The following is a 26,349-nucleotide window of genomic DNA, read 5'->3' on the forward strand; positions in this document are numbered from 1 at the left end:
CAGGGCGGCGGCAGATAGCCACTATTTGGCGCTCTGTCTGTATAGCTCAATTCGAAAAGGAGGTTTGTAACTTAAGGTTAACGAGGTAGGAGCGAGCTTGCCCGCTCCTACAGGGAGGCAAATCAGGGCAGCACGGTCCAGATGGCAAAGCCGGCGTACCACAGCACGGCGGCACGCAGCAGCAACTCCCAGATACGATCAAGGCTGTTGATGCCCTCGGCGCCTACCACCGGTGGCGGGATCTCCGCGGCCACCAGGCCCACCTTCTCCACCAGTTGCGCAGCACTGATGTCCCAGCTCAGCAGCTCATGCAGCATCACCCGGCCGACCGCCACAAAGTTGCCGACCAAGGCAAAACTCGCCGCCAGCAAACGTACCGGCAACCAGTCGAAGGCATGGCGCAACTGCCCGGCACGCTCGGCCACCAGCGGGTTCTTGCTGTTCTCGGTCGCCAGCGCCAGCAGACGGTAGGCCAGGGCGGCCACCGGCCCGAGGAGGAAGTACCAGAAAATCACCGCGAAGAAGCTTTGGTAGGCCTGCCACAACAGATGGCCCTGGACCCGCTCCAGCAACTGCTCACCACTGTCGGCACTGATGCTCAAGTCACGTTCGGCCACATGTTCGGCCGCTTGCAGGTCACCCCGGCGCCAGGCATCACGGAACGGGCCCAATCCGGCCAGGAGATCGCCACGGCCCAGGCTGTAGATCACCACCAGCAAGTGCACCGGCAGCGCCAACAGGCCATAGGCCACTGGCTCCAGCACCAGCAACAACAACGCAAGCAAGGCCACCGGCAGCAGCACCAGCAATGTGAGGATCAGCCACGGCTGCTTGCCCAGGCTGGCGCTCGACTCCAGCTTGGCCAGTTCCCGCAACCAACCGCCATCACGTTGTATTCGGTGACGCAGGGCCGAGAACTTCTCGATCCATACCGCCAGCACCAACACCAGAAAACTCATTGTGCGTGTCCTCCATCCTGCAAGGCGCTGCGAAAGCGCGCCCAATCAAATTCGGGTCCGGGGTCGGTCTTGCGTCCCGGGGCGATATCGCTATGGCCACAAATGCGCTGGCGGGTAATGCCCGTGTACGCCGCCAGCAACTGGCGCGTCAGGGCGATCAGGGATTGATACTGGGCATCGGTGAAGGGCAGGTCATCAGTGCCCTCCAGCTCGATCCCCAGGGAAAAGTCGTTACACGTCTCACGCCCCTCGAAGCTCGATACCCCGGCATGCCAGGCCCGGTCCCGGCACGAGACAAACTGCGTCACCGCGCCATCACGCTCAATCAGAAAATGCGCAGAAACCCGTAGGTCGGCAATACCTTCAAAGTAGGGATGTTCCGTGACATCCAGGCGATTCTGGAAAAACTCGTGCACCTTGCCGGTGGCGAATTGCGCCGGTGGCAGGCTGATGTTGTGCACCACCAACAGGGAAATCTCGCCACCGGGGCGCTCGTTGAAGTTGGGCGAGGGGCAATGGCGAATGCCCTGGCACCAACCGCTGGTGGGGTCCAACTGCATACTGGTTCCTTGAACGAGGCTGGGGTGACTCAGTATGCCGCGTTCCGCTGTCTGGTTGCGATCACTTGGCGCGATGAAGTTGGCGCAGGTTGCCAATCACCGAAGCCAGGGCGCGGTCGAACAACAGCGCATCATCCAGGGTTCGCACCGCGCCACGCTTGAACTCCAGGGCCAGTTCAAGCGGATTTTTTTCCAATACCTTGAGGCCGGTTCGATTGACGAAAATACAGGTATTGCCCGGCGCAATAATCGCCGTCAGCTTGCAACGCAGGGTGTTTTCGGCGTCTTCCTGAAATTCCACCCAGCAACCGATCCGCAGTTGGCGAACCTTGAGCAGGTCGGGATCATCTTCCGGCAGGCTCGCCTCGATGGCCGGTGCCGCGGGACTGAGGACGAATGCCTCGCGCACCTCGACTTGCGACAGCGACGGTTGTTCCTCGGCACTGCCCCGGAACGATTGGACATGCAGGGTTTGCAAGCGGGTGAAAAATTCCCGGGTAATGAAGGGATCGAATGCCGCGCCGCTCAACCCATCGCGCAAGGCTTTCAGCAAGCCTGGCAACTGCTCCAGCAGGTGCCGGCCGGCTTCGGTGTCTTCGCTGAGGCCGACACTCCAGATCAACTCGTCCATGGTGCGCAACCCGGCCAGCCATTGTGGCGAGTGCTCGCCATGCTTCAGGCACGCCAGCAACAGCACCTGGCTCCAGGCCTGTTGCAGGAACTGCACCACGACCTCGGGCAGTACTTTGCCCAGCAACCGCAGATTGAGGGCTTCGGCTACACGCTGACGAGCGATTTCGGTACGGGCGCGCCCTTCTTCCGCATCGCGGGTACGTTGCTCCAGCAATTCGCTGCGGCGTCGCTCGTCATGGGTAAACGCGGTGAACTCGGTCAGTAACTGGGAAAAGATTGCCGGATCATCCACAAAATCGTTCAGCAACCGCTGCACCACCTGCTCGATGTGCAGGTACAGGCTGTCGCGCTGATAATCGTCGCGCTGGCTCCAGCCCATGGCCGCCGAAGCGATTTCATTGAGCAAGCGTCGCGCCGGGTGATTGGTGCGGCTGAAAAAACTCTTGTCCAGCACCGCCACTTTCAGCATCGGGATCTGCAGGCGGGCGATCAGCGCCTTGAGGGACTCGGGCACCGTACCGTCATTGAGGATGAACTCGAACAGCATGGCGATCAGGTTGATCACATCCTCGTCCGCATCCTCCACCACCCGCGACTTGCCGCTCTTGACGCTGACCCGGGTCAGCAATTGTTCAAGCTGGTTGCGCAGGTCGAAATCGTCCTCGACCTCAGGCTCAGGCACATATTGCTGCAAATGGGAGAGCAGGCGCAGCAAGTCACGGGTGGAGATGGGCTGGGTCTCGGCGCTGGCTTCCAGCGTGGGTGCCACGCTGCCGCGCACTGCCGACAGCAATTCCTGCAACGCCGCGAAAACTTCCTGGCCGCTGTCGTCTGCCGGGTGTCCGGCAATCGGCGGGGTGTCTTCAGGCAACTCGGCCGTGGCGACGGCGCGCCGCGATGGCACGGCCTTGAGTTCGGGCAATACGCCAGTGGCGATCAGCAACTGATTGGCTTCGCCGTACAACAGATCAGCGTCACTGAGCACGTATTTCTCAAACAGCTTGAGAATGATCAGCTTGACCCGGATTTCCACGCCAAGGCTGCGTCCTGCTTGCAGAAAAAACGCGCACAGCATTGCCGGGCCCAGGGGGTTGTCCCGATCATCCAGGCGTTTGTCGAGCAAGGCATTCAGCCGGGCTGTCAATTGCCCAAGGGCGAGCCCGTCACGGCGCAGCACCTTGCCCAGCATGGCCTCGAGCGCGACGGCTTTTTCCAGCTCATCGCCCGAGACCCCGGGCGCCGCGGTGTAGGACACCACCGGAATCAGTTGCAGCTCACCGCGCTCCACGTTGCCAAGATTGGCAAACGCTTCGTAGAGTTGCTCCATGAAGCCACGCTCGAAATTCTTGCGCTTGAGGCGCAGGTCGCGCATGGCTTCAAAGAAAATACCGTGGTCGACGTTACTGCGGGTCTTGTCGGCCATTTCGAACAGGGTGTCGTCGGCGTTATCAAACAGCTCCTGCAGTCCCTGCCTGAGTTGCTGCGCCGCCTTGTCACGGACCTGGAGCAACACCACCGGCAGGCGGGCGAGCGGCGATGGCGTCGCCCGTGCCTTATTGATCGGCACCACCTTCCCGTCATTGTGCATCCTGGCCTCCTGAAACGGCGGTATTCGATTGTGTGAAGGATCGGTGCAGCAACGGCGCGAAGCACGCCGGGGCACTGCGAAAATCGGGCTATCACCGTGACGTCAAAGCTATGACGCCAATTGCAAGGCGCGAGATTATCTTGCAAATGAGGGTTGTTGCGCCAGCGAACTCTGTGATTGCCGTGTAAATGAACATCGCGCACCGCACCCGTGGTGCCAGTTGCCTTGGGTTCAGGCCCGCCCTGCCCCTATAATCCAGGCACTTTGTTTGTGGAGCCTGTTATGCCCAATCTTCGTCTAGCCGACCTGACCGCCGAAATCGAAGCCAACGTGCGTCGCGCACTGCTGGAAGACATCGGCAGCGGGGATATCACCGCACAACTGATCCCCGCCGAACGCCTGGCCAAGGCCACGATCATCACGCGCGACGCCGCCGTCATCAGCGGCACGGCCTGGGTGGAAGCGGTGTTTCGCCAATTGGACCCACGCGTCGCGGTGCATTGGCAGGTGCGCGACGGCGAACGTGTCAGCCCCAACCAGGCGCTGTTTCACCTCGAAGGCCCGGCCCGCTCGCTGCTCAGTGGCGAGCGTTGCGCGCTGAATTTCCTGCAACTGTTGTCAGGCGTTGCCACCCGCGCCCAATACCTGGCGGACTTTGTCGCGTCCACCCAGGTCAAGCTGCTGGATACCCGCAAGACCCTGCCCGGCCTGCGCCTGGCGCAAAAATATGCAGTGACCTGCGGCGGTTGCCACAACCACCGCATCGGCCTGTATGACGCGTTCCTGATCAAGGAAAACCATATCGCGGCCTGCGGCGGCATTGCCCAGGCCATCAGCGCCGCCCACAAGATCGCCCCGGGCAAGCCGGTGGAAATCGAAGTGGAAAGCCTGGAGGAACTGCGTGAGGCACTGGCGGCGGGCGCCGATATCATCATGCTGGATGAGCTGAGCCTGGATGACATGCGCGAAGCGGTGCGCCTGAACAACGGCAAAGCCAAGCTGGAGGCCAGTGGCGGGATCAACGAAAGCACCCTGCTGCCCATCGCTGAAACCGGCGTGGACTACATCTCCATCGGGGCGATGACCAAGGATGTGAAGGCGGTGGATTTGTCGATGCGGCTTAGTCTCTGAAACGCCCTTGAATGTAAGCGCCTGCTTTTGTGGCGAGGGAGCTTGCTCCCGCTGGAGTGCGCAGCGCTTCCAAGGTTTTTGGGGTCGCCTCGCAACCCAGCGGGAGCAAGCTCCCTCGCCACATCAAACTTGTGTCAGATCGCGAGATTGTTCATCCCGCAATACTCATTCCAGTCGACACCCAGCACCTCGGCCGCTTCCTTGTGCAAAGCCAGGCGAGCCGCCTCGAACGCTTCGGGGGTGGAGGTGTACTTCAGGGTCAGTTCCCATGGCTGCAGGCCCTGGGCCTCGGCCTCATCCTCAAACGCCCATTGGATCTGGTCCCTTTGATCATCGGCGCTCAGGTCCTTGATCTCATCCAGCAGTTCCGGCGACTCCGCGACGTACTTTTTGAGGGCTGCTTCGTGCCGCGCTTCCTGGGTCATTTCTTGTGTGGTCATGTCGTTCTCTTAGATCGAGGAATGGGGATGCATCTGGGTCATCAAGGTCGCGCAGATACAAAAGAACAGGCATGAATACCGGTTCGTCTGGCCTTCAGAACCATTCTGGGATCATCTGAAAACTGTGTTGCCTTTGTGCCCGAGACAGGAATCGAACCTGCGACCTTCGCGTTACGAGTGCGCTGCTCTACCGGCTGAGCTACACGGGCGGTGGGCTAAAGCTAGCACTGCCTTGGACGTCCGGCAACTCACTGCATTTCGAGGGCAATCACACCTTGCACCCAAAAGCGTGGCTGCAGGTGACCGTTGCCCAGGCCCATGTAGCGCTCGCTGCGCTCCTTGAGTCGGGGCACATCACGAATCGCGACGAACACCAGCAAGCCGACGGCCACGACACTCGCTGCCATCCACACCCTGTACAACGCCGGTACCGGGGCGACCGATGGAACGCGCCACACATGCAATCCCATCAGCCAGCCAACCACCAGCGCCAGCCAGAGTTGCGACACCGGCATCACGATTACCCCATCCACCTGTGCCTGGGTCAGTGCACCGATCAGCGAGGCAAACAGGCACAGGCGCAGCAGGTCCACGGGCGCCAATGACAACGCACGCTTACGCAACACGTCCAAGGTTGACCAACCCGCCCACGCGACCAACGCGATCACGCACAGCGTCGACGGTACGCCCCATTCGCTGGCCCACTGCAGAATCGCCTGGTGAGGGTGAGCGGCAATGTCATTGGCGATGTCGGCAAAATGCATCGGCCCGAAACCCAGCCAGGGCCGCTCGATAATCATGCTCCAGGCCTGCCACCATATAGGCCCACGCCCCGAAAGGCTGGTGGTCAGTCGATCTACGGCACCATTGGAAATTACAATCCCCAAGTACCCTGCCAGCACCGTGAAGACCAACCAATACAACACTAACCCACAGGCCAGTGCCGCCAACTGCCAGCCCAGCCAACGGCGCCCCTGCGGCCCCAGGAACATCAGCACGCAGCCGGCAGCGCCCATACCGAGCCAGGTGCCGCGGGTACCGCCACCGATCGCGATCAGCCACCAGACACACAGCAGGGCGAACACTGCGCCCCGCGCTGGACGAGCGACGTTTGAAACCAGCAAGGGAAGCGCCAGCAGCGGCAGGGTGAAGGTCTGGAACTGACCGTAGAAACGTTTATTGGAGAACCCGGACAACAGCAAATCGGTATTCACGATTGCTTCGCCGCTGGTGAAGGCGAGGACCCCGGCGTGCAGATATTGAATGCTTTTAACCATGCACAGCAGCAATACGAACAGGACCAATACACGATCCAGGGACTCATCCCCATTGCGCCTGGCCCGGCTGAAAGCCACAGCAGTGGCGCAACAACTGATGAGCAGCGCCAGCTCGGTCAACGCCCAGAGTGGCTGGTGGGCCAACAGGGCCGAAACCAGCCCCGCGCCCCCGATCAGCGACACCCCGAGCGCTGTCGACCTGTCTACGCATCGCTCTGCCCGTGGCAAGCACAGCCCATACACCACCGCACACAGCCCCACGGATATCTGCACCGCACGTTGCCAGTCATGGCTACTGAACGGCGCGCAGATAGCCAGCATCAGCAGACACATAACCACGACGAGGAATATGTTCCCCCGCTGCTGGACAGACGACGTCATCGGCAACCTCTACTTCCTTGTGATGGGCGTAGAGCGGTTTACACACACGCTCTTCCTTGCTGCGTAAACAGTAGACGACCTGATGATCACGCGCCGCCGGAAGCACAACCTTTAGCGGCGTATTGGTCTTCTGCCGTGGTGGTGCACTTCCAGCCGGTTGTGGCGCTACGGGTCAAGGTGATGATCTTGCCCAGGACCGGCGCGGGTGCATCGAGGATTTCACAGGCAATCGTGCCAGCACCGGTGGCGATGTCGCCGGTCACGTCAATCTTGCAGTTGGCCGTTGGGCTGGTCCCGCCAATCAACGCCAGGGTCGGTGGCGTCCCCTGGTTCAGCGTGTCTTCAAAGCCCGCCTTCAACGCGGAGACTTCGGCCAGCCCTGCGGTGAACTTGGCCTTGGCCTGGTGCTTGGTGTACATGGGCAGGCCGATGGTGGCCAAAATGCCGATGATTGCCACGACGATCAACAATTCGATCAAGGTAAAACCTTTCTGACGCATCACATTCACTCTCCAGAATAAAACCTTTCGCGAGGCGCATCCTGCACCCCGTCTCGGCAACCGCGCCAGTGTACTCACCCCCGCGCAACCAATGCTGAACAAGACGCACAAACTGACATTTTTTCGCTCACGGCGAGCCTGCCCGAATCCGTCACCTGACTAAGCTATAAATCTTCCACTGTCTGTGTGCGGAACCGTGAAATGAATAATGTTTCAGCGATCTATGCCTGGGAAGGCGTCAACCGCAAAGGGCGCAAGGTATCCGGAGAAACCCGTGGTCACAATCCCGCCCTGATCAAGGCACTGCTGCGCCAGCAAGGTATCAATCCTGGGCGCGTACGCAAGAAATTCGCCAGTTGGCCGAGCCTCTCCCTGCCGGTCAAACCGGCAGAGATCGCCCTATTCACCCGCCAACTGGCGACGCTGCTGAAGGCAGGTATCGCACTTTTACAAGCGCTGGATATCATCGCCGAGGGCTTCGACAACCGGCATATGGGGGCGCTGGTACAAGGCTTGAAGCAGGAGATCGCCGCCGGCAGCAGCCTGGCTGTCGCCTTGCAGAAATACCCACGCTACTTCGATGATCTGTACTGCAACCTGGTTGCGGCGGGTGAACAGGCGGGCGCACTCGAAGCGCTGCTGGAAAGGGTGGCCATTCACCTGGAAAAAAGCGAACAGCTGAAAGCCAGAATCAAGAAGGCCATGACCTATCCCGTGACGGTACTGGCAGTCGCCACCGCTGTCAGCGCAATCCTGCTGATTCACGTGGTGCCGCAGTTTCAGGGGTTGTTTGCCGGCGTCGATGCACAACTGCCGGGCTTTACCCTGGGCGTCATCAGCCTGTCGGAGTTCATGCAGCAAAGCTGGTGGATGCTGATCCTGGCCGCGGGTGCCGGTTTCGCAGGAATGCGCAAAGCCTATCGCTCGTCCACAGGCTTTCGCCACTGGCTCGATGCCAGTTTGTTGAAAGCTCCCGTGGCAGGCACACTGCTGAAAAAATCGGCGGTCGCCCGCTATGCTCGCACGCTCTCGACCACCTTTGCGGCGGGCGTTCCATTGGTGCAGGCATTGGATTCCGTGGCCGGCGCCACGGGTAACGGGCAGTTCAAACAGGCAATCAATCGTATGCGGCACGACGTTGCAACCGGAATCCAGCTGAATGAATCCATGGCCATAAGCGGCCTGTTTCCAGGCATGGCGATCCAGATGACGGCTATCGGCGAGGAGTCGGGCACCCTCGATAACATGCTGGAAAAAGTCGCCTGCCACTACGAGGCTGACGTCGATAACCTGGTGGACAACCTTACCAGCCTCATGGAGCCGCTGATCATGGTGGTACTGGGTGGCATCGTCGGGGCATTGGTGCTGGCCATGTACCTGCCGATCTTTCAACTCGGTACAGCCTTTTGAGCACGCCATTGACTGAGATCCTCGTTTATCAGCCGTGGGTGTTTGTGTCAGGCGCGTTGCTGCTGGGCATGATTGTCGGCAGTTTTATCAACGTGCTGGTATGGCGCCTGCCGAAGATGCTGGAGCGCGAATGGCGAGCCCAGGCCCATGAGGTCCTTGGCCTTCCCGCCGAGCCTGTCGCCGCGCCCTATAACCTGATGCACCCAAACTCCTGCTGCCCGCGTTGCAACCACCCGATTCGCCCCTGGGAGAATATTCCGCTGCTCAGTTATGTACTGCTCAAGGGACGTTGCTCAAGTTGCCATCAACCTATTGGCGCGCGTTATCCCATCACCGAACTGGCGTGCGGGCTGATCTCGGCGGTTGTCGCCTGGCATTTCGGTTTTGGCTGGGCAGCCGGAGCGGTGTTGTTGTTGAGTTGGGGCTTGCTGGCGATGAGCCTGATCGATGCAGACCACCAACTGCTGCCGGATGTGCTGGTGCTGCCGTTGCTGTGGCTGGGCCTGATCCTCAACAGCTTTGGCGTTTTTGTGTCATTGCACGATGCGCTGTGGGGCGCGGTAGCCGGTTACATGAGCCTGTGGTCGGTGTTCTGGGTGTTCAAGCTGATTACCGGCAAGGACGGGATGGGGCACGGGGATTTCAAGCTGCTGGCCATGCTCGGTGCCTGGGGCGGCTGGCAGATCCTGCCGATGACGCTGTTGCTGTCTTCCCTGGTGGGTGTGATGGGAGGCCTGATTCTATTGCGCCTGCGCAAAGCCCACGCATCCACTCCAATGCCTTTTGGTCCGTATTTGGCAATTGCCGGCTGGATTGCATTGCTCTGGGGTGGTCAAATAACCGACTTCTATTTGCAGTCTGTCGGTTTCAGATGACCACTTCTGTTGCAACACCCTGGATTCTTGGCCTCACTGGCGGCATCGGCAGTGGCAAAAGCGCGGCCGCCGAACACTTCGTCCGGCTTGGCGTGGACTTGATTGACGCCGACCACGCCGCGCGCTGGGTAGTCGAACCCGGGCGCCCTGCCCTGGCGCAGATTGCCGGGCATTTCGGTGCGGATGTGCTGCAGCCTGACGGGCAACTGGACCGCGGCGCGTTGCGCAAGCTGATCTTCGAAGTGCCCGACGAGCGCCGCTGGCTGGAGGCGTTGCTGCACCCGCTGATCGCCGAGGAGATTCGCAGCCACCTGGCGCGTGCACAATCGCCTTACGCGATCCTGGTGTCACCACTGCTGATCGAGTCCGGCCAGTACACCATGACCCAGCGGGTGCTGGTGATCGACGTGCCGCAATCGCTGCAGATACAGCGTACCCTGCAACGCGATGGCATCAGCGAAGCGCAGGTGCAGGCGATTCTCAAGGCCCAGGCCACCCGTGAAGACCGCCTGCGCCATGCCGATGACGTGCTGGTCAATGACCAGGACCTGGCCCGGCTGCACGCCGAGGTCGAGCGACTGCACCACTTTTACCTTACTTTGCGTGGAGGCCGATCATGAGCCAACCCTTGAACGTCGAATGCCCAACCTGCGGCGCACCTGTGGAATGGAAAGCAGAAAACGTCAACCGTCCCTTCTGTTCGGACCGTTGCAAACTGATCGACCTGGGCGCCTGGGCGTCCGAGGAACACAAGATCCCGGTCAGTCCGGACGCCGAGGACGACCTGTTCTCCGAAGACTTTCAGCCCAAACACTAAGGCCGCATAAAGCCATAGTCCTGCTGGTCGTCGAGATTCTCTGCAAGGTATTGCAACTCGTCGGCCAGGTCTTCAAAACTGCGCACGCCCTTGCTCTGCTGCACCACCGCACTGAGCATGGCGCGCAGAGTCAAGCCCGGGTCAAAGCCGATTTCCTGCGCCGCGTCCTGGCTTCTGCGTAACTCCTGCCGTGCCCACTCGTACACACTCATGATTCCGTGCTCCTGGAAATTTTGCAGAGCATGCGACCACTTGCGCGTGCGGCATTTGACCTGGATCAAGGCCGCGGATCGTCATCCTTCCAGGGCGCCGAGAGGTAGCGAGTGCGGTTGAATGTCTCCAGCCACTCGGGGCAGAACACCACCAGGGCGCTGATCACCATGCCGTTGATAAAGGCCTCGGGGAAAATGATCAGCCACAAGTAGCCGACAAAATCCTCGATCCATTCCGGCATCGCAAAACGGCCATCGAACCACAGCAAGCCCAGGCCTGCCAGCAGGCACAACAAGGCCGACAGTGCGGCGGCGAAAAAGCCCGAACAGAAGATATACACAAAGGGATTGCGTGGCTTCGCCCGCTCCACCAGCAGCGCACAGCCTTCGGTGACCAGCACCGGCAACAGGATCAGCAGCATGCCGTTGATCCCCACGGCGGCCAGGTCCTGGCGGCCGAGCAACACCAGGCCGATTTGCGCGGCAAAGCCTCCGACGATCGCCAGGGGCCAATCGAGCAACAAGGTCACGGCGGTCATGCCGATGAAGTGGTAGGACACCCCGGTGTCGAAATCCCGGCGCACCAACCACAACATGAACAGTGCGAATACGGTGCCGAACAGCAAGTGCTGGCGTCGGCGGTCGGCAAACAGCTCGACCCACGGCGAACGCAGGAGCGCCCACATCACCACCGGCGCATACAGCAGCCAGCCGATGCTGAGGGTTTCCGGCGCCAACACCGCTGCGCTGATCACGGCTGCACCTGCTCCAGGGCCTGGCGCAGTTCAGCGGCGGAGTCGTATTCGTGCTGCGCCACCAGCGTCCCGTGATCCAGTTGCAGCCACAGCACTTTATCCACAGGTGCGGGATAGCGCGGGCTTACACGGGCATCGCGGTCGAGCATGACGCGATAGTTGTAGGCCTGCATCGCCGGCACCGCGAACATCTTCGCGATCAGCCGGGGCATGCGCTGGATATCGGCGAGAAACACCGCATGCCGAGCCTCCAGGTAACCCTTGGGCTGGCCTTGCAGCGCCGCATCGACGATCTTGGCGGCGTCCATGCTGCGCGCTACGAGCAAGGTTTGCGCCTGGTCATCCAGGGTGTAGGCCTGGTCGAACTGATCAAGCAACGTCCAGGGTGCAACGCGCTCACCCACTTCGACGGCTTGGGCCCACACGGGCAAAAGACTCAAGAACAGCACCACAAAACCCTTCACTGCATACTCCTCATGCCACGGGAAACTGTCGAGTGGCCAGTCTACACCGACCTTTTGACGCAGGACTTCCTGCGGTCATCATTTGGACGCTAAGCTGGTGACATGGATGACTCAGATTACTTGCGCCTGCTCACCGTAGCGGCCGAACAAGCCAACGCGTTCCTGTCCAATGCCCGCAAATGGGAGCGTGAGCGTTGGGTCTGCCAGCGCCTGTTGCAAGGCTTGAACGTGCCCTACCGCGCCGAAGAATTCCACGCCGCCGGGCAAGAACCGCCGGACGTGCTGTTTCGCGACGCCAGTTTCGAAGTGTTTTTCGTACTCGATGAAGGCCGGCGCCTGAACGATGAATGGCGCGACGAACTGCTGCGGCGGCGCAGCGCGTTTTCCCTGAGCCAACTGGTTCGGCGAGAAGCAAAGCCCCGGCGCATTCCCGCCCACGAATTCCTGTTGCGCCTGGCGCCCACCCTGCGCAAGAAGGCCCACAACTATAAAGAGCGCGGGATGGACCTGGGGGAGCTGGACCTCATCGCCTTCGCCAGCCTCAAGCGCGAAGTACTGGACCTCAACAGTCACTTCCCTCCTCCCACCGAGTACCTGCGCCAGGGCTGGCGCTCGCTGTCCCTCGTGGGGCCGACCTTCGCCCGCGTACTGTTCGCGCACCCGGACGCACCGGACTTCTTGCGCAACAATCTGGGGCGCAGCATAGTGTTCGATGTGGGCATCAGCCTGTGATCGTGTTGGCGACTATGCTTCAGGCAATGCCGCCAATCACCTGACTGTAACGTGGCGCCCTTCAGCAACGTCTACCTGACGAGGCCTTTATGACCAGCCGCCTGAACCCCGACGACCAACAGCATGTCGAAGAGTACCTGCAACTGTCCCAGAACCAAGTCGAGCGCAAGCCTTTCCGGCCCTGGCTGCTCCTTGCCGTGGTGCTGGTTGCAGTGATCGGCCTGGGTTTGCTGAGCCGCCTTTTGAGTTACCTGACGCTATGAGCTGCCTGGCGCTCGCTCGGGTAACTGCACCGATTTCCTTTAGCCTTGCGAGATATCCCCATGACCCATCGTATTATTATCGTCGGCGGCGGCGCCGGCGGCCTGGAGTTGGCTACCCGCCTGGGTAAGACTCTGGGCAAGCGCGGCATCGCCAGCGTCACCCTGGTCGATGCCAACCTCACCCACATCTGGAAACCCTTGCTCCACGAGGTGGCGGCCGGCTCGCTGAACTCTTCGGAAGACGAACTCAATTATGTTGCCCAAGCCAAATGGAACCACTTCGAGTTCCAGCTGGGGCGCATGAGCGGGCTTGATCGCGAGCAGAAAAAAATCCAGCTGGCCGCCACCCTCGACGAGGAAGGCCGGGAACTGGTGCCCGCGCGCGTGCTGGGCTACGACAGCCTGGTGATCGCCGTCGGCAGCACCACCAATGACTTCGGCACCGAAGGCGCGGCGCAACACTGCCTGTTCCTCGACACCCGCAAGCAGGCTGAGCGTTTCCACCAGCAATTGCTCAATCACTATCTGCGCGCCCATGCCGGGCAGACGGACGTGGTAGAGCAGATCAGCGTCGCCATTGTCGGCGCCGGTGCCACCGGCGTAGAGCTGGCCGCCGAGCTGCATAATGCCGCACATGAACTGGCCGCCTATGGCCTGGACAAGATCAAGCCGGAAAACATGCACATCACCCTGATCGAAGCCGGCCCACGGGTGTTGCCTGCCCTGCCGGAGCGGATCGGCGGGCCTGTGCATAAAACCCTGGAGAAACTCGGGGTGACCGTCCTGACCAACTCCGCCGTCAGTGAAGTGACGGCCGACGCCCTGATCACCAGCAGCGGCCAGGTAATCCCGGCCAGCCTCAAGGTCTGGGCCGCCGGGATTCGCGCGCCGGGTTTCCTCAAGGACATCGACGGCCTGGAAACCAACCGTATCAACCAACTGCAGGTGCTGCCGACCCTGCAAACCACCCGCGACGAGAACATCTTCGCCTTTGGTGACTGCGCGGCCTGCCCGCAACCCGGCACCGATCGCAATGTGCCGCCACGGGCCCAGGCAGCTCACCAGCAGGCATCGTTGCTGGCCAAGTCGCTGAAACTGCGAATCGAGGGCAAGGACCTGCCGTCGTACAAGTACACCGACTACGGCTCGCTGATCTCGCTGTCGCGCTTCTCGGCGGTGGGTAACTTGATGGGCAACCTGACGGGCAGCGTGATGCTGGAAGGCTGGCTGGCGCGGATGTTCTATGTGTCGCTGTATCGCATGCACCAGATGGCGCTGTATGGCTTCTTCCGCACGGCGATGCTGATGCTGGGGAGCAAGATCGGGCGAGGGACCGAGCCGCGCCTGAAACTGCACTGACAGCACGTTCCGGAATAGGACTCGGTGAGTGTGGGAGCGGGCTTGCTCGCGAAAGCGGTGGTTCAGTGCCAGATGCACTGACTGACACACCTCCTTCGCGAGCAAGACCGCTCCCACATTTGTTTTGTGGTGCGGACAGGATTCCGCGCACAAAAAAAATCCCCGTATCTTTCGATACGAGGATTTTTAATATGGTCGGGGTAAGGGGATTCGAACTCCTGACATCCTGCTCCCAAAGCAGGCGCGCTACCGGACTGCGCTATACCCCGGTAAAAAAAAGGCGACCTCTCAGTCGCCTTCTTCGATCAGCGCTTTTGGCCTCTGATCTTAAGATTCGATTCCAGCGTTAACTGGTCTCAAAAATGGTGGGTCGTGTGGGATTCGAACCTACGACCAATTGGTTAAAAGACAATTGGTTTTAGTGCTTCAAAGCCCAGGATCGTGTTCGCTACACATGGCTATTCCCGTGGCCTCGCAGCCTCTAATGAACCCACATTAGAGGCTCCAAACCATGATCATTACTGCGGTCGTTTCGACCAAAGGCGGCGTCGGTAAAACCACCATTGAGGCGAACCTCGGCGCATTCTGCGCGGACGCGGGCCTTCGCACCCTCCTAATCGATCTGGATCCCGCCCAGCCTTCGCTTTCCTCGTATTACCAATTGGTCGAGGAAGCTCAGGGCGGCATCTATGACCTGCTCGCGTTCAATATCACCGACTCCCTCAAGATCATCTCCAGCACGACGATTCCTAATCTGTCCCTGGTGATCTCGAACGACGTAAATAACCAATTGAACAGCTTGCTCCTGCAGGCACCGGACGGCAGATTGCGACTGGCCAATCTGATGCCGGCATTCGAAGGCCATTTTGATCTGGTACTGATTGACACCCAAGGTGCCAGATCGGCCATGTTGGAAATGGTAGTTCTCGCGTCTGACTTGGTCATATCCCCTCTTCCACCCAACATGCTCGCCGCACGCGAATTCAGCCGTGGAACCATGCAGATGTTGGATGGCCTCCGTGCATATGGGCGCCTGGGTATGAAAATTCCTCCCGTGCGGATCGCTATTAACAACCTTGATCAAACCACCGACGCGCAGGTGATCGAGCAGTCAGTCCGCGAAATATTCCAAGACAATGAAGAAATCAGCGTTTTGGACAGCATTATTCCTACTGCAGTGGTGTTTCGTAGCGCTGCGTCCCAAGGCGTTCCAGCATACCGCCTGGAATATCGCCAGCCTTCCAACCGCAAATCCCCAGCAGCCCTAGTCGTCATCCGGCAATTGGCCATTGAGCTCTTTCCAGAATGGCGCGACCGCTTCGAGGCCATGACCGAAGAGAAGGTGGCCAAATTGGTGAAGGAGGATCGTTGAGATGGCAAAGCCCTCTATCACCGATGCTCGCAGCATTTCTGCAGACGTCATCCTTGAGATTGGCAAGTACTACAGCGCTCAACAATTACGCAGCTTGCAAGCCAAACTTAGTGGTACCGCTCGTGACATCCATTCCCTGACAAGTGGTACGCATCTACCCGGCCGTATAGGCGCTCACTTGAGCTTTGAACAGCGTCAGCTTTTGCAGGACGCCGCGAAGCTTATTGAGTCAGTAAATTCGAACATACGGCACGCAAAGGAGAAGCGCGGCCGCGACGAAAACGTGGCCAAGCGGCGTCAACAAGCACGAGATGCGGAGGCGAAGCGCCTTGTAGCTGAAACATATCTGGAACCTTTCGTCCCTGACCCAGCAGCTCTGGAACCACTCCTGGAAATTCTTCAAACAGCGCTGACGCTCAACCGCGCAGACGTTTTCAGGAATGATTACTCCCCTGTTGAGTTCAATCTCAGGCTCCGTGATTACCTGTCGCCTGCCCGAACACGAAAGCTCATTGGCTGGACCAGCCCAAATGCGTTCTGGATAAGCACGGTGCTCTCCCTGCGCAATGACGTTGTGCAAGCTATCGAGCAGGAGATTGCTTACGACGATGGTTCCAGCGTCCAGGACCGTCTCAATGTGCTGAAACAGAAGGTTTCGGACTGTCGCGCCCAGGTTTATCTCTCGGCGGATGAAGAGGAAACACTGCGACTTTGGTCAGAGGCGCTCTCCCCTCGTGCCCAGCAGGAAGGGGGTGAGTGATGGATAAGCAAAGAGTTCTTGAAAAAGTTGCTAAATGCTTTGCACTGGCCAACTCCAACGGTGCATCGCCGAATGAAGTAGAAACAGCGCTTCGCCAAGCCCGAAACCTGATGAAGCAGTACAACCTCGAAGCCATCGAGGTTGCGGCTCATACGGTTGATGAAGCGAGCGTTGCCACACATACCCGCCGGGCTCCACAAGATTGGCTTCACCTGCTCGCTCAAACGTGTGCGCGAGCGTTCGATTGCCAACACATTGCCTACTACAACCCTTTACAGGGCTGGTCCTTCAAGTTCCTGGGCAAAGGTATTTCGCCAGAACTCACTGCACACGCGTATTCCGCACTGCTTCACCAATTGGTGGCAGCACGCCGTGAGCATGTAGCCCAACAAAAGCGATGCCAACTGAAAACCAAGCGTCGTCGCGGCGCTCTGTTTGCCGAAGGTTGGATAAACGCCGTGAGTTACAAAGTGGCTGAATTCGCCGGCTCTATGGACAGTGAAACAAGCAAAGCTATCAGCGCTTACTTGGAACACCATCATCCGACGCTGAAAACCTTCGAGATCCGGTTCCTTGAAGCCAAAGGACACGATACAGGATCCATGACCGCAGGTTGGAATCAAGGGCAACACGTTCGACTTCATCACGGGGTAGGGAAAACAACCCACACCGCTCTCAGTTCTGGAGGTGGCCAATGACACGTCAATGTCTGTCCCCTCTGGCTAAGGCTACCTTGGAGCATGCGCGCTGCCGATTGGGTTTGGTGCCGGTTCAAAAGCATCATATTTGGAGCGAGGCTGAGGAGCGCATGCTCATTGCCCGCTATCCCAACGAAACGACCCAGGCCCTGGCCGATGAAATCGGACTCAGCGTCTATCAGGTCTATGCCAAGGCCAAACGCCTTGGCATATCCAAGAGCGCTGAATTCCTAAGCAGCCATCTCTGTGGCCGATTTGATGGTAGCTCAGGCACGGAGCACCGCTTTGCCAAGGGCATGACCCCTTGGAACAAAGGCGTCAAGGGACTCCCCTCAGTCGGCCGCATGGCAACAACACAGTTCAAGGCAGGAAACCGGCCCGAGAACTGGCTCCCCGTTGGCAGTCTGCGCACAACACCAGATGGGTATCTGCAGCGAAAAATCACTGACACCGGTTACCCACCAGTTGACTGGCAAGGCGTGCACATCCTGCTGTGGGAAGAGCATTACGGTCCCGTACCCATCAACCAATGCGTGTGCTTCAAGGACGGTAATAAGGCCCATATCGCTCTCGACAATCTAGAGCTGCTCACACGAGCGGAGCGTATGCGCCGCAACACCATCCATCGCTATCCGGAAGAGCTGAAGTCCGCCATTCGCGCCATCGGCAAACTCATGCGCACCATTCGTGAGGCTGAACATGAAAAACAAGATTGAGGATCTCCGCAATCACCTGTTCGTCACTATTGAAGGCCTGCTCGACCCCGACAAGCCAATGGAACTCGATCGCGCCAAAGCCGTGGCCGAAGTTGCTCAGGTGATGATCAATTCGGCCAAGGTCGAAGTGGACATGGTCAAAGCTCTGGGTGCAGCTAACGGCAGCGGCTTTCTGCAGATTGGTGAGGAGCCGTTGAAATGAACCACCTTGACCTATCTCCACCCCACTCCGTCGAGGCCGAACAAGGCGTATTAGGCGGGCTGCTGCTCGACAATAACGCCTGGGATCTCGTCGCGGACAAACTCGACTACTCGGATTTTTTTCGGCACGACCATCGGCTGCTCTTCGGGACTATTGCCAGCCTGGCCGACAAAGCCATTCCGTTCGATATCGTGACCGTACATGACGCATTGGAGAATCCCGACGAAGCGGGTGGCCTTGCCTACCTCGGCGAATTAGCCAAAAACACCCCGTCAGTGGCCAACATAGAGCACTACGCATTCATTGTACGTAACCGCTCTCAGCTCAGGCAGCTCATGACCCTGGGCTACCAGTGCTCTCGCGAAGCCACAGATCCGCAGGCCGACGCCACGGAAGTTCAGGAGTCCATCGAGCAGCAACTCTTCGCCTTGGGGGAAGGTAAAAGCGCGTCGGAGTTCGTCAACATCAACAAGTGCCTGACGGCGGTCGTCGAGCAAATCGATGAGCACTTCAATGGTGATGTAGCAGTGACCGGCGTGCCTTCAGGTCTGGACGATCTGGACGAGATGACGTCTGGTTTCCAGGAAGCCGACTTGATCATCCTCGGCGCACGTCCGTCGATGGGTAAAACATCTCTGGCCTTGAACTTTGTGGATACAGCGCTGCAGGCAAAGCCTGATCGTACGGTCCAGGTTTTCAGCATGGAGATGCCCGCTAAAGCGCTGCTCTATCGACTGATGGCTATCCTTGGCCATCTCGACCTTGGCAAGCTGTTGAAGGGCAAGCTCGATGACGAAGACTGGCCAAAACTGACCTCTGCAGTTTCGCGCATCAATAGCTACGGTGAACGATTGGTCATCGACGACTCATCAGGTCTTACACCTGGTGCGATCAGGACCAAATCCCGCCGTGCGGCTCGCCGATTCGGCCACCCGAGCCTGATCCTTATTGATTATATGCAGCTCATGCGCTGCCCAGGTCAAGAAAACCGGGCGAATGAAATCAGCGCTATCTCCCAAGCACTTAAAGCGCTGGCCAAAGAGATGAACTGCCCTGTAGTCGCCCTTTCTCAGCTCAATCGGGAACTGGAACGCCGCCCAAACAAGCGCCCAATCAACGCCGATTTGCGTGATAGCGGCGCTATCGAACAGGACGCGGACCTGATCATGTTCGTGTACCGCGACGAGAAGTATCACCCGGAGACCGAACACAAAGGCATTGCAGAAATCATCATCGGCAAGGCTCGTAATGGCCCTACCGGAACGGTGCGCACGGCGTTCATCCCACACCAGACCCGCTTTGCAAACCTCAGCGCCAATAGTGGCTGGCAAGGAGCCCATGCATGACCATCTTAAATGAATTGTCAAAAGAGTCTCTTGCCATACATTTGCACGAGGCCATTACGCAATGCCTTACGGAGGAACCCAGCCCATCTGCATGGATTGTGAATGGAGCTGTTCTAGTCGACTCAGCCAGCCTGAGCGCACCCATCAGCATCGCACTGAACCAACTGCCACGCCGGTGCATCCCGAACGACTTAGCCGAGGTCCTTGTACAGCTGAGATTGGTTCAGCGCCCGCAGAGTTACGTCCTTCGGTACGACTCGAAGTTCGGCGGTAGAGCACGCTGGCGTTCATTATTGCAGCTCGCAAAAGGCGAACTGCCCGACAACATACTTCATGGCGCTCTTTCCTGGTTCTGCCATGAAGTCGAAGAACATCCTTTCATGGAACCGGGAATCCCCGGGGATACACACGCCATACGTCCTCCGGCGAATCCCTGGCGTCTAGCTCTGTTACTTCCCGATCCCACCACGCTTGTTTCGCATCATCGGCCTTCACCAATCCTGCCAGTTCCTCATGCAGTGATAGCCACTTATCACGAGGACTCATCAGCCGGATTAGGTCAGGAAACCAGGAGTGTCCAAGAATGAGCGCGTACTCAATGGCGTCCACCTTTTCTCAGGTCGCACCAATCACTCACTGGTGTCGCCAATGTGACAGCCACCACCCGATGCATCGCGTAAGCCACGCCTTCCCCTGCCCGACCAATGCGCGGGGGAAGAAGGAGGTATGGGTGTGCCCCAGTTGCAACAGCTACGACATCGAGGAGCTTCTGGAGGTGTCAGATGCAAAGTAACGCCTCCCTTTTCCCAAGCATTCATGCCGGTGCCGGGTTCGAAGCCTCGGCCGTGGTTCACGCTCATAAAACGGGGATCAACCCCGTTGAACTGGACGCTCTTGCTCAGGCTATCGGTCGCCTTGCTCGTGACCACAGCACAGTAGTCCCGTTGAGTATGCGAGGCGATCTTCTGGAGTTTCAGAAGCTCGGTTACATCGCGGTATCCGAAACAGCAAGTTCAACACTCACCATCGAACTGCTCTGCGCAGGTGCGTTGCTCTCAAGCTACTTCCGGTCGGTTTGGGTTCCCCGTCACCTGCAAAGCTGCTCGTTGAAAGTGGCTGTGATGTCCCACCTGCGGCATCCAGAGCCAGTTCAACATTGCAGCGTCGTGTTCCGCGTGCCAGGCGCACGTGAAGCAACACGTCAATTTCTACATGAGCTGGGTACCAAGTTTCCTGGTGATCAGGCTGAAATCATTGCGATCCAGGCCGGCAACGTTCTGGCAGACAAGGATGTTGATCAATGAACGCCTGCCGTTTACGTGGACAGCACGAGAACCTTCGCCACTTGGTGGAGTTTGCTGAGGCTAACGGCTGGACCGTCTCTCGAACTCACGGTGGCCACATCAAGTTCACAAAAGCTGGGCTTGGGTCCATTTACACCTCGTCGACCTCAAGCGATCACCGCTCAGGCCTCAACGCTAAGGCCCGACTTCGTCGCGCTGATCGGACTCAATCTCAACGTACTCAGGATGCCATCTAATGCCTATTCGTCATTGCATCGTTCACTTGATCGACAAGAAGCCCGACGGCACACCCTCGGTCTTGCATGCCAGCCAACACGAATTGGCCAACTCGCAAGCCCTTGAAAATATGCTGTCCGACCTCAACGAAGCCTACAACGCCAAACAGGGCAAGGCATGGGGCTTCTTCCATACAGAGTCCGGCGCATACCCTTTCAGTGGCTGGCTGAAGATGTACTTCGACGGTAACCAGGACTTCACGCAGTTTAGCCTGGAGGCAGTCGAGCACCTGCAACGATTGATGGAGGAGTCAAATCTGTCCACGGGTGGCCACGTGCTATTCGCGCACTATCAGCAAGGCATGACCGATTATCTGGCGATCGCCCTGCTGCACCACATAGAAGGCGTGACGGTAACGGACGATTTGGACGTATCCCCATCGCGTCACCTCGACCTTGGCCAACTACACCTGGCAGCGCGTATCAACGTGTCCGAGTGGCAGAACAACAAGCAATCCAAGCAGTACATATCCTTTATCAAGGGCAAGAGCGGCAAGAAGTTTTCGGAGTACTTCCGCGACTTCATCGGCTGTCAGGAAGGCGTCGACGGCCCGGGCGAGACCCGCACCCTGCTCAAGGCCTTCAGTGACTTCGTTGAAAGCGAAGACCTGCCGGACGAATCCGCACGCGAGAAAACCAAGACCCTGGTGGACTATGCCAGCAGCCAGGCCAAGCTCGGCGAGCCCATGGGCCTGGAAGAACTGTCGAGCTTGATCGATGAAGATCGGCCTAATGCGTTTTACGACCATATCCGCAACAAGGACTACGACTTGTCGCGGGAAATCCCGGCGGACAAGTGCACCCTCAACCAGTTCCGCCGCTTCACCGGCCGCGCCGAGGGCTTATCCATCAGTTTCGAAGCGCACCTGCTAGGCGACAAGATCGAGTACGACGAGGCTTCAAGCACGCTGACCATCAAAGGTTTGCCTACCCAACTCAGTGATCAGTTGAAACGTCGCTGAACATACACCTGCCCGATAAGTAATGGAGAACGCTATGAGCAATGAAACCAAACGTCAGCTCGAAGAAAAATTCGTAGTCCGCCTTCCGGACGGAATGCGCGAGCGAATCGCACTGCAGGCACGTGAAAACACCCGGTCAATGAACTCGGAAATCGTTCACCGCCTGGAAGCGACCGCGGGGCTTGAAGCCGCTTTGGATCGAGCCCACAAGATCATCGACCAACTGTTGGCTGCAGCTCCGGCCAATGAGCAAGCTGGGGCAAGAGTATGAAACAGTCATTGGCCCAGACCATGAAAGAAAAACTGCAGCTTCCTGGCTTTGAATCCAAGTCGCCAGCTGCCGCTCGCTTAAGCGACCCCATCGTCGACACACCGATGTTGCTGACATTGGATGAGACGCTGCCGTATGACGAAAACCCACGGACGACGCGCAACCCAAAATACGACGACATCAAGGAGTCGATCCGTCAGCGCGGCCTGGATACGCCACCGCCCGTAACCCGTAAGCCTGGTGAGGAGAAGTTCCGGATCAGGAACGGCGGCAACACTCGTCTCGCGATTCTCAATGAATTGTATCGTGAGACTGGGGACGAGAAATTCTTCAGGTTCCACTGCCTGTTTCGTCCATGGGATGCAGTCCGGGGGGAGATTATCTCTCTCACCGGGCACTTGGCCGAAAACGATCTGCAGGGGCAGCTTCTGTTCATCGAGCGGGCAATCGGTGTCGATAAGGCGAGAGCGCTCTATGAGAACGAGGTTGGGGAGCCTATCTCGCTGCGTGAGCTTTCGCGGCGGCTAGGTGACGACGGATATCCAATTTCGGCATCACACTTGAGCCGCATGCTGGATGCAATCCGTTATTTGTTACCTACGATTCCTGGTGTGCTGTACTCCGGACTCGGAGTAGACCGGATCATAAAGCTACTATCGCTGCGCAAGACAGCTTTTCAATGCTGGGAGCGAAATTACCAGCAGCAAGAAAAGGAGTTGCCTCTTGAATTCGAGACAGTCTTCCAAGATGTTCTGTCCCAGTTTGAGGGCGATGCCGAAGAGTTTCTGTTTCAGCGGTTTCAGGACGAGTTGATTGCGCAACTGCAAAAGCCACTGAATCTCGGGTACGAGAAAATTCTGCTGGAGATTACCCAGAATCAGGACCAATTGCGCAGATCCACACCAATACTCGAACTGCCTCAACCCAGCATAACCTTCGGCGGTGTTGCGCAGGGAGTTAGCTCGACCGAGACCGGTAACAATCCCCCTCAAAACCTGGCACAACAATCGCCCGCCCCCCAAACCGGGGGGGCGATTCAAACGAGCACTACACAACAACAAAGCAAAGAGCCCCACAAGCCGCAGCTCACGCCTCCGCCCTTGGAACAAATGAGTCCGGAGGAACAGAAGAGCCGGCTAGACGGGCACGTTGCGAGCCCGGTGAAAACATCTGCCCGGGTCGAAAAGATGAAGCGCGAAGTCGCAGCACTTGACGGGGAAATACTGCCTGACTTTGCTGCCAATGCTTTGGTGGCCATCCCGGTCCAAGCCGGTGGGCTGAATCCCATTTCTGACCTCTGGTACATCGAACGCGAGATCGATAATCCCATCACCCTGCGTCAGCATATTGCTCAGTTGGCACGGGAAGTGGCGAGTACAGTCAATGCACCTGGGGAATTCCTGGACGTGGACGGCGGTGTGGGCTTCAGCTATCGCCACCCGAGTGAAGACATAGAAGTCACTGCCACAGCTCATCACACCTTGACTCTGCTTCAGTCGTTAAGCGGATCGACCGCCATCGCGTTGAAGATGATTCAGCAACAGCCTGAACTACAGGTCGACGCGCTTACCGACTTCGAGTTTGCAGCGGGGCTCGGCCAGATCCTATTGGGTCAACCCTATGCCAAGGATCAATCTCCAGATAACACGAATCGTCTGAGCGATGGCGCGCTGGTGAAGCTCTTTCGAATTATTCGTCTCGCAAGACGTTTGATCGACTTAGAAATCAAGTCAATGGCCAACAACAATCCGAGTTCACCTAGCTGATTGGGTCGATGGCAGGGAGAGTGTCGTATGTCCAAAACACCTATCAATGAAGCCATCCTGTCTCAGGTGCTGCACTACATGCGCAACGGTCAACTCCGTCGCTGCATAGAGATGGGATTGGAGCCCGAAATTTTGGCCCAGCTTCAACAACCTTCAGCGCTTAGCTTGCTGCTTAACACTCCCGTTTCATGGTGCAGCGTCACGATTGACGGGGACATCATTAAGAAGCTGCTGACCGGGGCACAACGTTCTGACGAAGAAGTGCGCATGATTGAACGTGCGCTCCGACTGGGCGCTACGACGCAGATGCTGCAACAATTCTTTGGCTTGTCCCCCCAAGACGTTGCCCTTCAACGCCTGGTGATAGGCGTAACAGCACGCCGTGGCAGGTGGCGAGAGTTCAGCGAAGAGATGGATGCTCAGCTTTGGTACCGCTGGACCCACCTGATGAAAGAGCATCAGGTTGAGCTGGATGACAGCCTGGCGTTGCTGGACGTGGCCATGCTGGTGGCAGAAGAACTCAATGCCCCACAGGGCGCAGACTCAGCTGAAGGCACGGAAAACCTCAGCTTAGCGATTATTTGGCATCGCGTTCAGTCCTGGATCAGAGAGGGTCTTTATCCGCCTTCGCATCCTAGCGCTGGATTCACAAAAGGTTTGAAGCTGGTGTCAGCGGCCAACCAACAGTTGGCCATACCGGCAGTAACACTGGGGCAAGGTGACAACGATCTATGAAGTTGTCCCGGCTCCCCTTCTCGACACTTCTGGACTCTGCATCAGGGCATCTTGAGGCTCATCTACGTCAGAAAAAAGAGTCGATGCCACCGGGGATTGAGGGCTCAGCGCCCTACTCCGGCATTATTTTCAGCGGTAACCCTCATGAGACAGTTCCTCGTCGACTGCTTCTGGATGATCGATTGTCTCCGCTTGAGCGAAATGCCTGGCAGGTATTCCGCCTACTGATTAATGACGACGGCCTGACGGCGTTCCCCACCTATGAGCAGCTACGGCCATACCTGGGCATGCTACCCGGCAGACCGGCGTCCCGTGAAACGGTATCAAAAGCCTTGGTCACCCTTCGCCTGACTCGCTGGCTCAGCCTCGGTCGTCGCGTGCGTAATGACCTCAGTGGTCAGGTTCAAGGCAACGTCTACCTCCTTCACGATGAACCTGTAACGCCCGGTGAAGCGCTGGAGTTCGACAAAGACTATCTGCAGTTACTCGCTCAATCGATGGAGCATCAGACCAAGGCGATTCGTGAAGTCGCTGAAATAGCCTGGAAGGAGTTCGCCGCAGATCCGGAGGTTGGTCAGCGATTACCAACTCGGATGAACATCATCGAAGCTCGCTTGAACAGCCAGTCATGGGTTCAGCAAACAGCCCTTGAGCCTTTGACTCCGCCAGAGTTCGGTACCCGAACTCTGCAAAATATACCTGCCTCCACCCTGAGTTCGGAATCCGAACTCAGCCGTAACTCACTGAGTTCGGACTCAGTTCGGAATCCGAACTCATATAGTACGTATACAGATACAAACAAAGGTGTTTGTAAAAGCTCTGTACATGTACCGCCCGCGTCAGATGACACGGCTGCAGATTTCCTGGATGCCCTGCACCGGCTACCCACGGATCAGAAACAGAGTGCCCTGGTGGCGTTGCAGAAAGTCCCTCCAGAGGTGAAACCAGCGCTCATCAAACAATGGGTGCACCGTTGTGACGCGGGGAGCGTACGAAACCCTTTTGGGTATCTGATGACGCTTGTCACCACGGCGGTACGAGGTGATTTCAACAGCAATTGGAAACCAGATGACAAGCCACGTCTCGGCCAAGTGAACACAGGAGGTCCGTCAACAAGCTCAAGCAACGTGGAGGTTGCTCAACCACTAAAAGCGATCGTGACTCCACGCAAGCCAGAATCCGTACAGACTGCCAATAAAACACTTAGCGAGATGCTGCATCTGCTAAAGCCTAACCAGAGTGCAAACACATGACTCAGGGTGAACGTACCAATCAATCACCCAGGGAGGGCCACACCACTACACCCGTTACAGACATCTTTGACGGCAGCGGGCTGGGTGTTGTGGTCCACAACACCCAGCCAGAAACGGACATCGGTGATCGCAGCCACTCAAGTGTTGTGGCCCACAACACCCAGCCAGGAAAGGATATCGGTGGCTGCGGCCATTCAGAGGTTTTGGCCCTCCTTCTATATATAGACGCCTCAACAAATCCCCTTCCGTCTGACTATGGATTTATTGCTGCGTCCGTAGCAGCCCAATTGCAGCATGGCCATGTCAATCCTCTTTCCAAGGAATAACTGCACC

At 58.2% G+C, this 26,349-nt stretch carries 30 protein-coding genes and 2 tRNA genes; 21 read left to right on the forward strand and 11 right to left on the reverse strand.

Annotation, left to right across the window (positions count from 1 at the left end; all coding sequences use genetic code 11):
• Positions 1-122 precede the first annotated feature (122 nt).
• From ampE to HX805_RS11585, 3 genes are all read right to left on the reverse strand, one after another.
• Positions 123-959 (reverse strand): regulatory signaling modulator protein AmpE, encoded by an 837-nt coding sequence (ampE, locus tag HX805_RS11575; RefSeq protein WP_003215936.1) that lies wholly within the window; start codon positions 957-959, stop codon positions 123-125.
• Complete coding sequence (gene ampD / locus HX805_RS11580) at positions 956-1,519, reverse strand: 1,6-anhydro-N-acetylmuramyl-L-alanine amidase AmpD (protein ID WP_177116875.1); 564 nt, start codon at positions 1,517-1,519, stop codon at positions 956-958. Before ampD ends, ampE begins: the two co-directional genes overlap by 4 nt.
• A 61-nt stretch (positions 1,520-1,580) precedes the next feature.
• Positions 1,581-3,740, reverse strand: a complete 2,160-nt coding sequence (locus HX805_RS11585; protein ID WP_087694621.1) for a DUF1631 domain-containing protein — start codon at positions 3,738-3,740, stop codon at positions 1,581-1,583.
• A gap of 282 nt (positions 3,741-4,022) precedes the next feature.
• On the opposite strand from HX805_RS11585, the gene nadC reads away from it, so the two are divergent.
• Positions 4,023-4,871 carry a carboxylating nicotinate-nucleotide diphosphorylase gene (gene nadC, locus HX805_RS11590; RefSeq protein WP_008437288.1) on the forward strand — a complete coding sequence of 283 codons (849 nt, stop codon included), beginning with the start codon at positions 4,023-4,025 and terminating at the stop codon, positions 4,869-4,871.
• Positions 4,872-5,005: 134 nt separating this feature from the next.
• On the opposite strand, the gene HX805_RS11595 is transcribed toward nadC, so the two are convergent.
• The 4 genes from HX805_RS11595 to HX805_RS11610 form a co-directional block, all read right to left on the reverse strand.
• Positions 5,006-5,311 carry a DUF6388 family protein gene (locus HX805_RS11595; RefSeq protein WP_008437299.1) on the reverse strand — a complete coding sequence of 102 codons (306 nt, stop codon included), beginning with the start codon at positions 5,309-5,311 and terminating at the stop codon, positions 5,006-5,008.
• 136 nt (positions 5,312-5,447) lie between these two features.
• Positions 5,448-5,520, reverse strand: a tRNA-Thr gene (locus HX805_RS11600).
• Positions 5,521-5,559: 39 nt separating this feature from the next.
• Positions 5,560-6,969, reverse strand: a complete 1,410-nt coding sequence (locus HX805_RS11605; RefSeq protein WP_177116876.1) for an O-antigen ligase — start codon at positions 6,967-6,969, stop codon at positions 5,560-5,562.
• A gap of 86 nt (positions 6,970-7,055) precedes the next feature.
• Entirely contained in the window at positions 7,056-7,469 is a 414-nt protein-coding gene (locus tag HX805_RS11610; protein ID WP_087694624.1) for a pilin, read from the reverse strand.
• A gap of 201 nt (positions 7,470-7,670) precedes the next feature.
• Here HX805_RS11610 and HX805_RS11615 point away from each other — a divergent pair, with 201 nt between their 5' ends.
• The 4 genes from HX805_RS11615 to yacG all read left to right on the forward strand — a co-directional run bounded on the left by HX805_RS11615 (position 7,671) and on the right by yacG (position 10,571).
• Positions 7,671-8,879, forward strand: a complete 1,209-nt coding sequence (locus HX805_RS11615; RefSeq protein ID WP_218167328.1) for a type II secretion system F family protein — start codon at positions 7,671-7,673, stop codon at positions 8,877-8,879.
• 68 nt (positions 8,880-8,947) lie between these two features.
• Positions 8,948-9,754: an A24 family peptidase gene (locus HX805_RS11620; protein WP_256348127.1), complete on the forward strand. Its 807-nt coding sequence runs from the start codon at positions 8,948-8,950 to the stop codon at positions 9,752-9,754.
• The gene (coaE, locus tag HX805_RS11625; RefSeq protein WP_003215920.1) at positions 9,751-10,374 is read left to right on the forward strand and encodes a dephospho-CoA kinase; all 624 of its coding nucleotides are present in this window, start codon (positions 9,751-9,753) and stop codon (positions 10,372-10,374) included. Before HX805_RS11620 ends, coaE begins: the two co-directional genes overlap by 4 nt.
• Complete coding sequence (gene yacG / locus HX805_RS11630) at positions 10,371-10,571, forward strand: DNA gyrase inhibitor YacG (RefSeq protein ID WP_003215918.1); 201 nt, start codon at positions 10,371-10,373, stop codon at positions 10,569-10,571. Before coaE ends, yacG begins: the two co-directional genes overlap by 4 nt.
• Here yacG and HX805_RS11635 read toward each other — a convergent pair.
• The 3 genes from HX805_RS11635 to HX805_RS11645 all read right to left on the reverse strand — a co-directional run bounded on the left by HX805_RS11635 (position 10,568) and on the right by HX805_RS11645 (position 12,002).
• The gene (locus HX805_RS11635) at positions 10,568-10,783 is read right to left on the reverse strand and encodes a hypothetical protein (RefSeq protein WP_003215917.1); all 216 of its coding nucleotides are present in this window, start codon (positions 10,781-10,783) and stop codon (positions 10,568-10,570) included. The genes yacG and HX805_RS11635 overlap by 4 nt on opposite strands.
• 65 nt (positions 10,784-10,848) lie before the next feature.
• Positions 10,849-11,538: an energy-coupling factor ABC transporter permease gene (locus tag HX805_RS11640; protein WP_003215915.1), complete on the reverse strand. Its 690-nt coding sequence runs from the start codon at positions 11,536-11,538 to the stop codon at positions 10,849-10,851.
• On the reverse strand, positions 11,535-12,002 hold the full coding sequence (locus HX805_RS11645; protein WP_177036239.1) for an FAD/FMN-containing dehydrogenase: 468 nt from the start codon (positions 12,000-12,002) through the stop codon (positions 11,535-11,537). The genes HX805_RS11640 and HX805_RS11645 overlap by 4 nt, the downstream gene beginning before the upstream one ends.
• 102 nt (positions 12,003-12,104) lie before the next feature.
• Here HX805_RS11645 and HX805_RS11650 point away from each other — a divergent pair, with 102 nt between their 5' ends.
• The 3 genes from HX805_RS11650 to HX805_RS11660 all read left to right on the forward strand — a co-directional run bounded on the left by HX805_RS11650 (position 12,105) and on the right by HX805_RS11660 (position 14,356).
• A complete protein-coding gene (locus HX805_RS11650) occupies positions 12,105-12,734 on the forward strand; it encodes a DUF1780 domain-containing protein (RefSeq protein WP_008437312.1) in 630 nt (209 codons plus the stop codon).
• A gap of 89 nt (positions 12,735-12,823) precedes the next feature.
• Positions 12,824-12,997 (forward strand): DUF3094 family protein, encoded by a 174-nt coding sequence (locus HX805_RS11655; RefSeq protein WP_010174986.1) that lies wholly within the window; start codon positions 12,824-12,826, stop codon positions 12,995-12,997.
• Between the two features lie 60 nt (positions 12,998-13,057).
• Positions 13,058-14,356, forward strand: a complete 1,299-nt coding sequence (locus HX805_RS11660) for an NAD(P)/FAD-dependent oxidoreductase (protein ID WP_003215906.1) — start codon at positions 13,058-13,060, stop codon at positions 14,354-14,356.
• A gap of 192 nt (positions 14,357-14,548) precedes the next feature.
• Here the strand turns inward: HX805_RS11660 and HX805_RS11665 are convergent.
• Positions 14,549-14,625: transfer RNA gene (locus tag HX805_RS11665), tRNA-Pro, on the reverse strand.
• A 242-nt stretch (positions 14,626-14,867) separates the two neighbouring features.
• Here HX805_RS11665 and HX805_RS11670 point away from each other — a divergent pair.
• From HX805_RS11670 to HX805_RS11730, 13 genes are all read left to right on the forward strand, one after another.
• The gene (locus HX805_RS11670; protein ID WP_047541152.1) at positions 14,868-15,728 is read left to right on the forward strand and encodes a ParA family protein; all 861 of its coding nucleotides are present in this window, start codon (positions 14,868-14,870) and stop codon (positions 15,726-15,728) included.
• 1 nt (position 15,729) lies between these two features.
• A complete protein-coding gene (locus tag HX805_RS11675; protein ID WP_137205863.1) occupies positions 15,730-16,488 on the forward strand; it encodes a hypothetical protein in 759 nt (252 codons plus the stop codon).
• A complete protein-coding gene (locus tag HX805_RS11680; RefSeq protein ID WP_047541147.1) occupies positions 16,488-17,186 on the forward strand; it encodes a DUF2786 domain-containing protein in 699 nt (232 codons plus the stop codon). Before HX805_RS11675 ends, HX805_RS11680 begins: the two co-directional genes overlap by 1 nt.
• Entirely contained in the window at positions 17,183-17,902 is a 720-nt protein-coding gene (locus HX805_RS11685) for an HNH endonuclease signature motif containing protein (RefSeq protein ID WP_047541146.1), read from the forward strand. The genes HX805_RS11680 and HX805_RS11685 overlap by 4 nt, the downstream gene beginning before the upstream one ends.
• A complete protein-coding gene (locus HX805_RS11690; RefSeq protein ID WP_137205865.1) occupies positions 17,886-18,104 on the forward strand; it encodes a hypothetical protein in 219 nt (72 codons plus the stop codon). The genes HX805_RS11685 and HX805_RS11690 overlap by 17 nt, the downstream gene beginning before the upstream one ends.
• On the forward strand, positions 18,101-19,450 hold the full coding sequence (gene dnaB / locus HX805_RS11695; RefSeq protein WP_137205866.1) for a replicative DNA helicase: 1,350 nt from the start codon (positions 18,101-18,103) through the stop codon (positions 19,448-19,450). The genes HX805_RS11690 and dnaB overlap by 4 nt, the downstream gene beginning before the upstream one ends.
• 782 nt (positions 19,451-20,232) lie before the next feature.
• Positions 20,233-20,754 carry a hypothetical protein gene (locus HX805_RS11700; protein ID WP_047541138.1) on the forward strand — a complete coding sequence of 174 codons (522 nt, stop codon included), beginning with the start codon at positions 20,233-20,235 and terminating at the stop codon, positions 20,752-20,754.
• A gap of 235 nt (positions 20,755-20,989) precedes the next feature.
• Positions 20,990-21,991 (forward strand): nucleoid-associated protein YejK, encoded by a 1,002-nt coding sequence (gene yejK / locus HX805_RS11705; protein ID WP_137205867.1) that lies wholly within the window; start codon positions 20,990-20,992, stop codon positions 21,989-21,991.
• A gap of 34 nt (positions 21,992-22,025) precedes the next feature.
• Positions 22,026-22,262 carry an Arc family DNA-binding protein gene (locus HX805_RS32515; RefSeq protein ID WP_020303012.1) on the forward strand — a complete coding sequence of 79 codons (237 nt, stop codon included), beginning with the start codon at positions 22,026-22,028 and terminating at the stop codon, positions 22,260-22,262.
• Positions 22,259-24,028, forward strand: coding sequence for a ParB family protein (locus tag HX805_RS11715; protein ID WP_047541133.1), 1,770 nt, complete (start codon positions 22,259-22,261; stop codon positions 24,026-24,028). Before HX805_RS32515 ends, HX805_RS11715 begins: the two co-directional genes overlap by 4 nt.
• A gap of 27 nt (positions 24,029-24,055) precedes the next feature.
• A complete protein-coding gene (locus tag HX805_RS11720; protein WP_047541131.1) occupies positions 24,056-24,763 on the forward strand; it encodes a DUF2857 domain-containing protein in 708 nt (235 codons plus the stop codon).
• The gene (locus HX805_RS11725; RefSeq protein WP_137205868.1) at positions 24,760-26,016 is read left to right on the forward strand and encodes an STY4528 family pathogenicity island replication protein; all 1,257 of its coding nucleotides are present in this window, start codon (positions 24,760-24,762) and stop codon (positions 26,014-26,016) included. The genes HX805_RS11720 and HX805_RS11725 overlap by 4 nt, the downstream gene beginning before the upstream one ends.
• Complete coding sequence (locus HX805_RS11730) at positions 26,013-26,342, forward strand: hypothetical protein (protein WP_177116878.1); 330 nt, start codon at positions 26,013-26,015, stop codon at positions 26,340-26,342. Before HX805_RS11725 ends, HX805_RS11730 begins: the two co-directional genes overlap by 4 nt.
• Positions 26,343-26,349: the final 7 nt, after the last annotated feature.

This window comes from Pseudomonas sp. G5001, from assembly GCF_013385475.1.
Lineage (GTDB): Bacteria > Pseudomonadota > Gammaproteobacteria > Pseudomonadales > Pseudomonadaceae > Aquipseudomonas.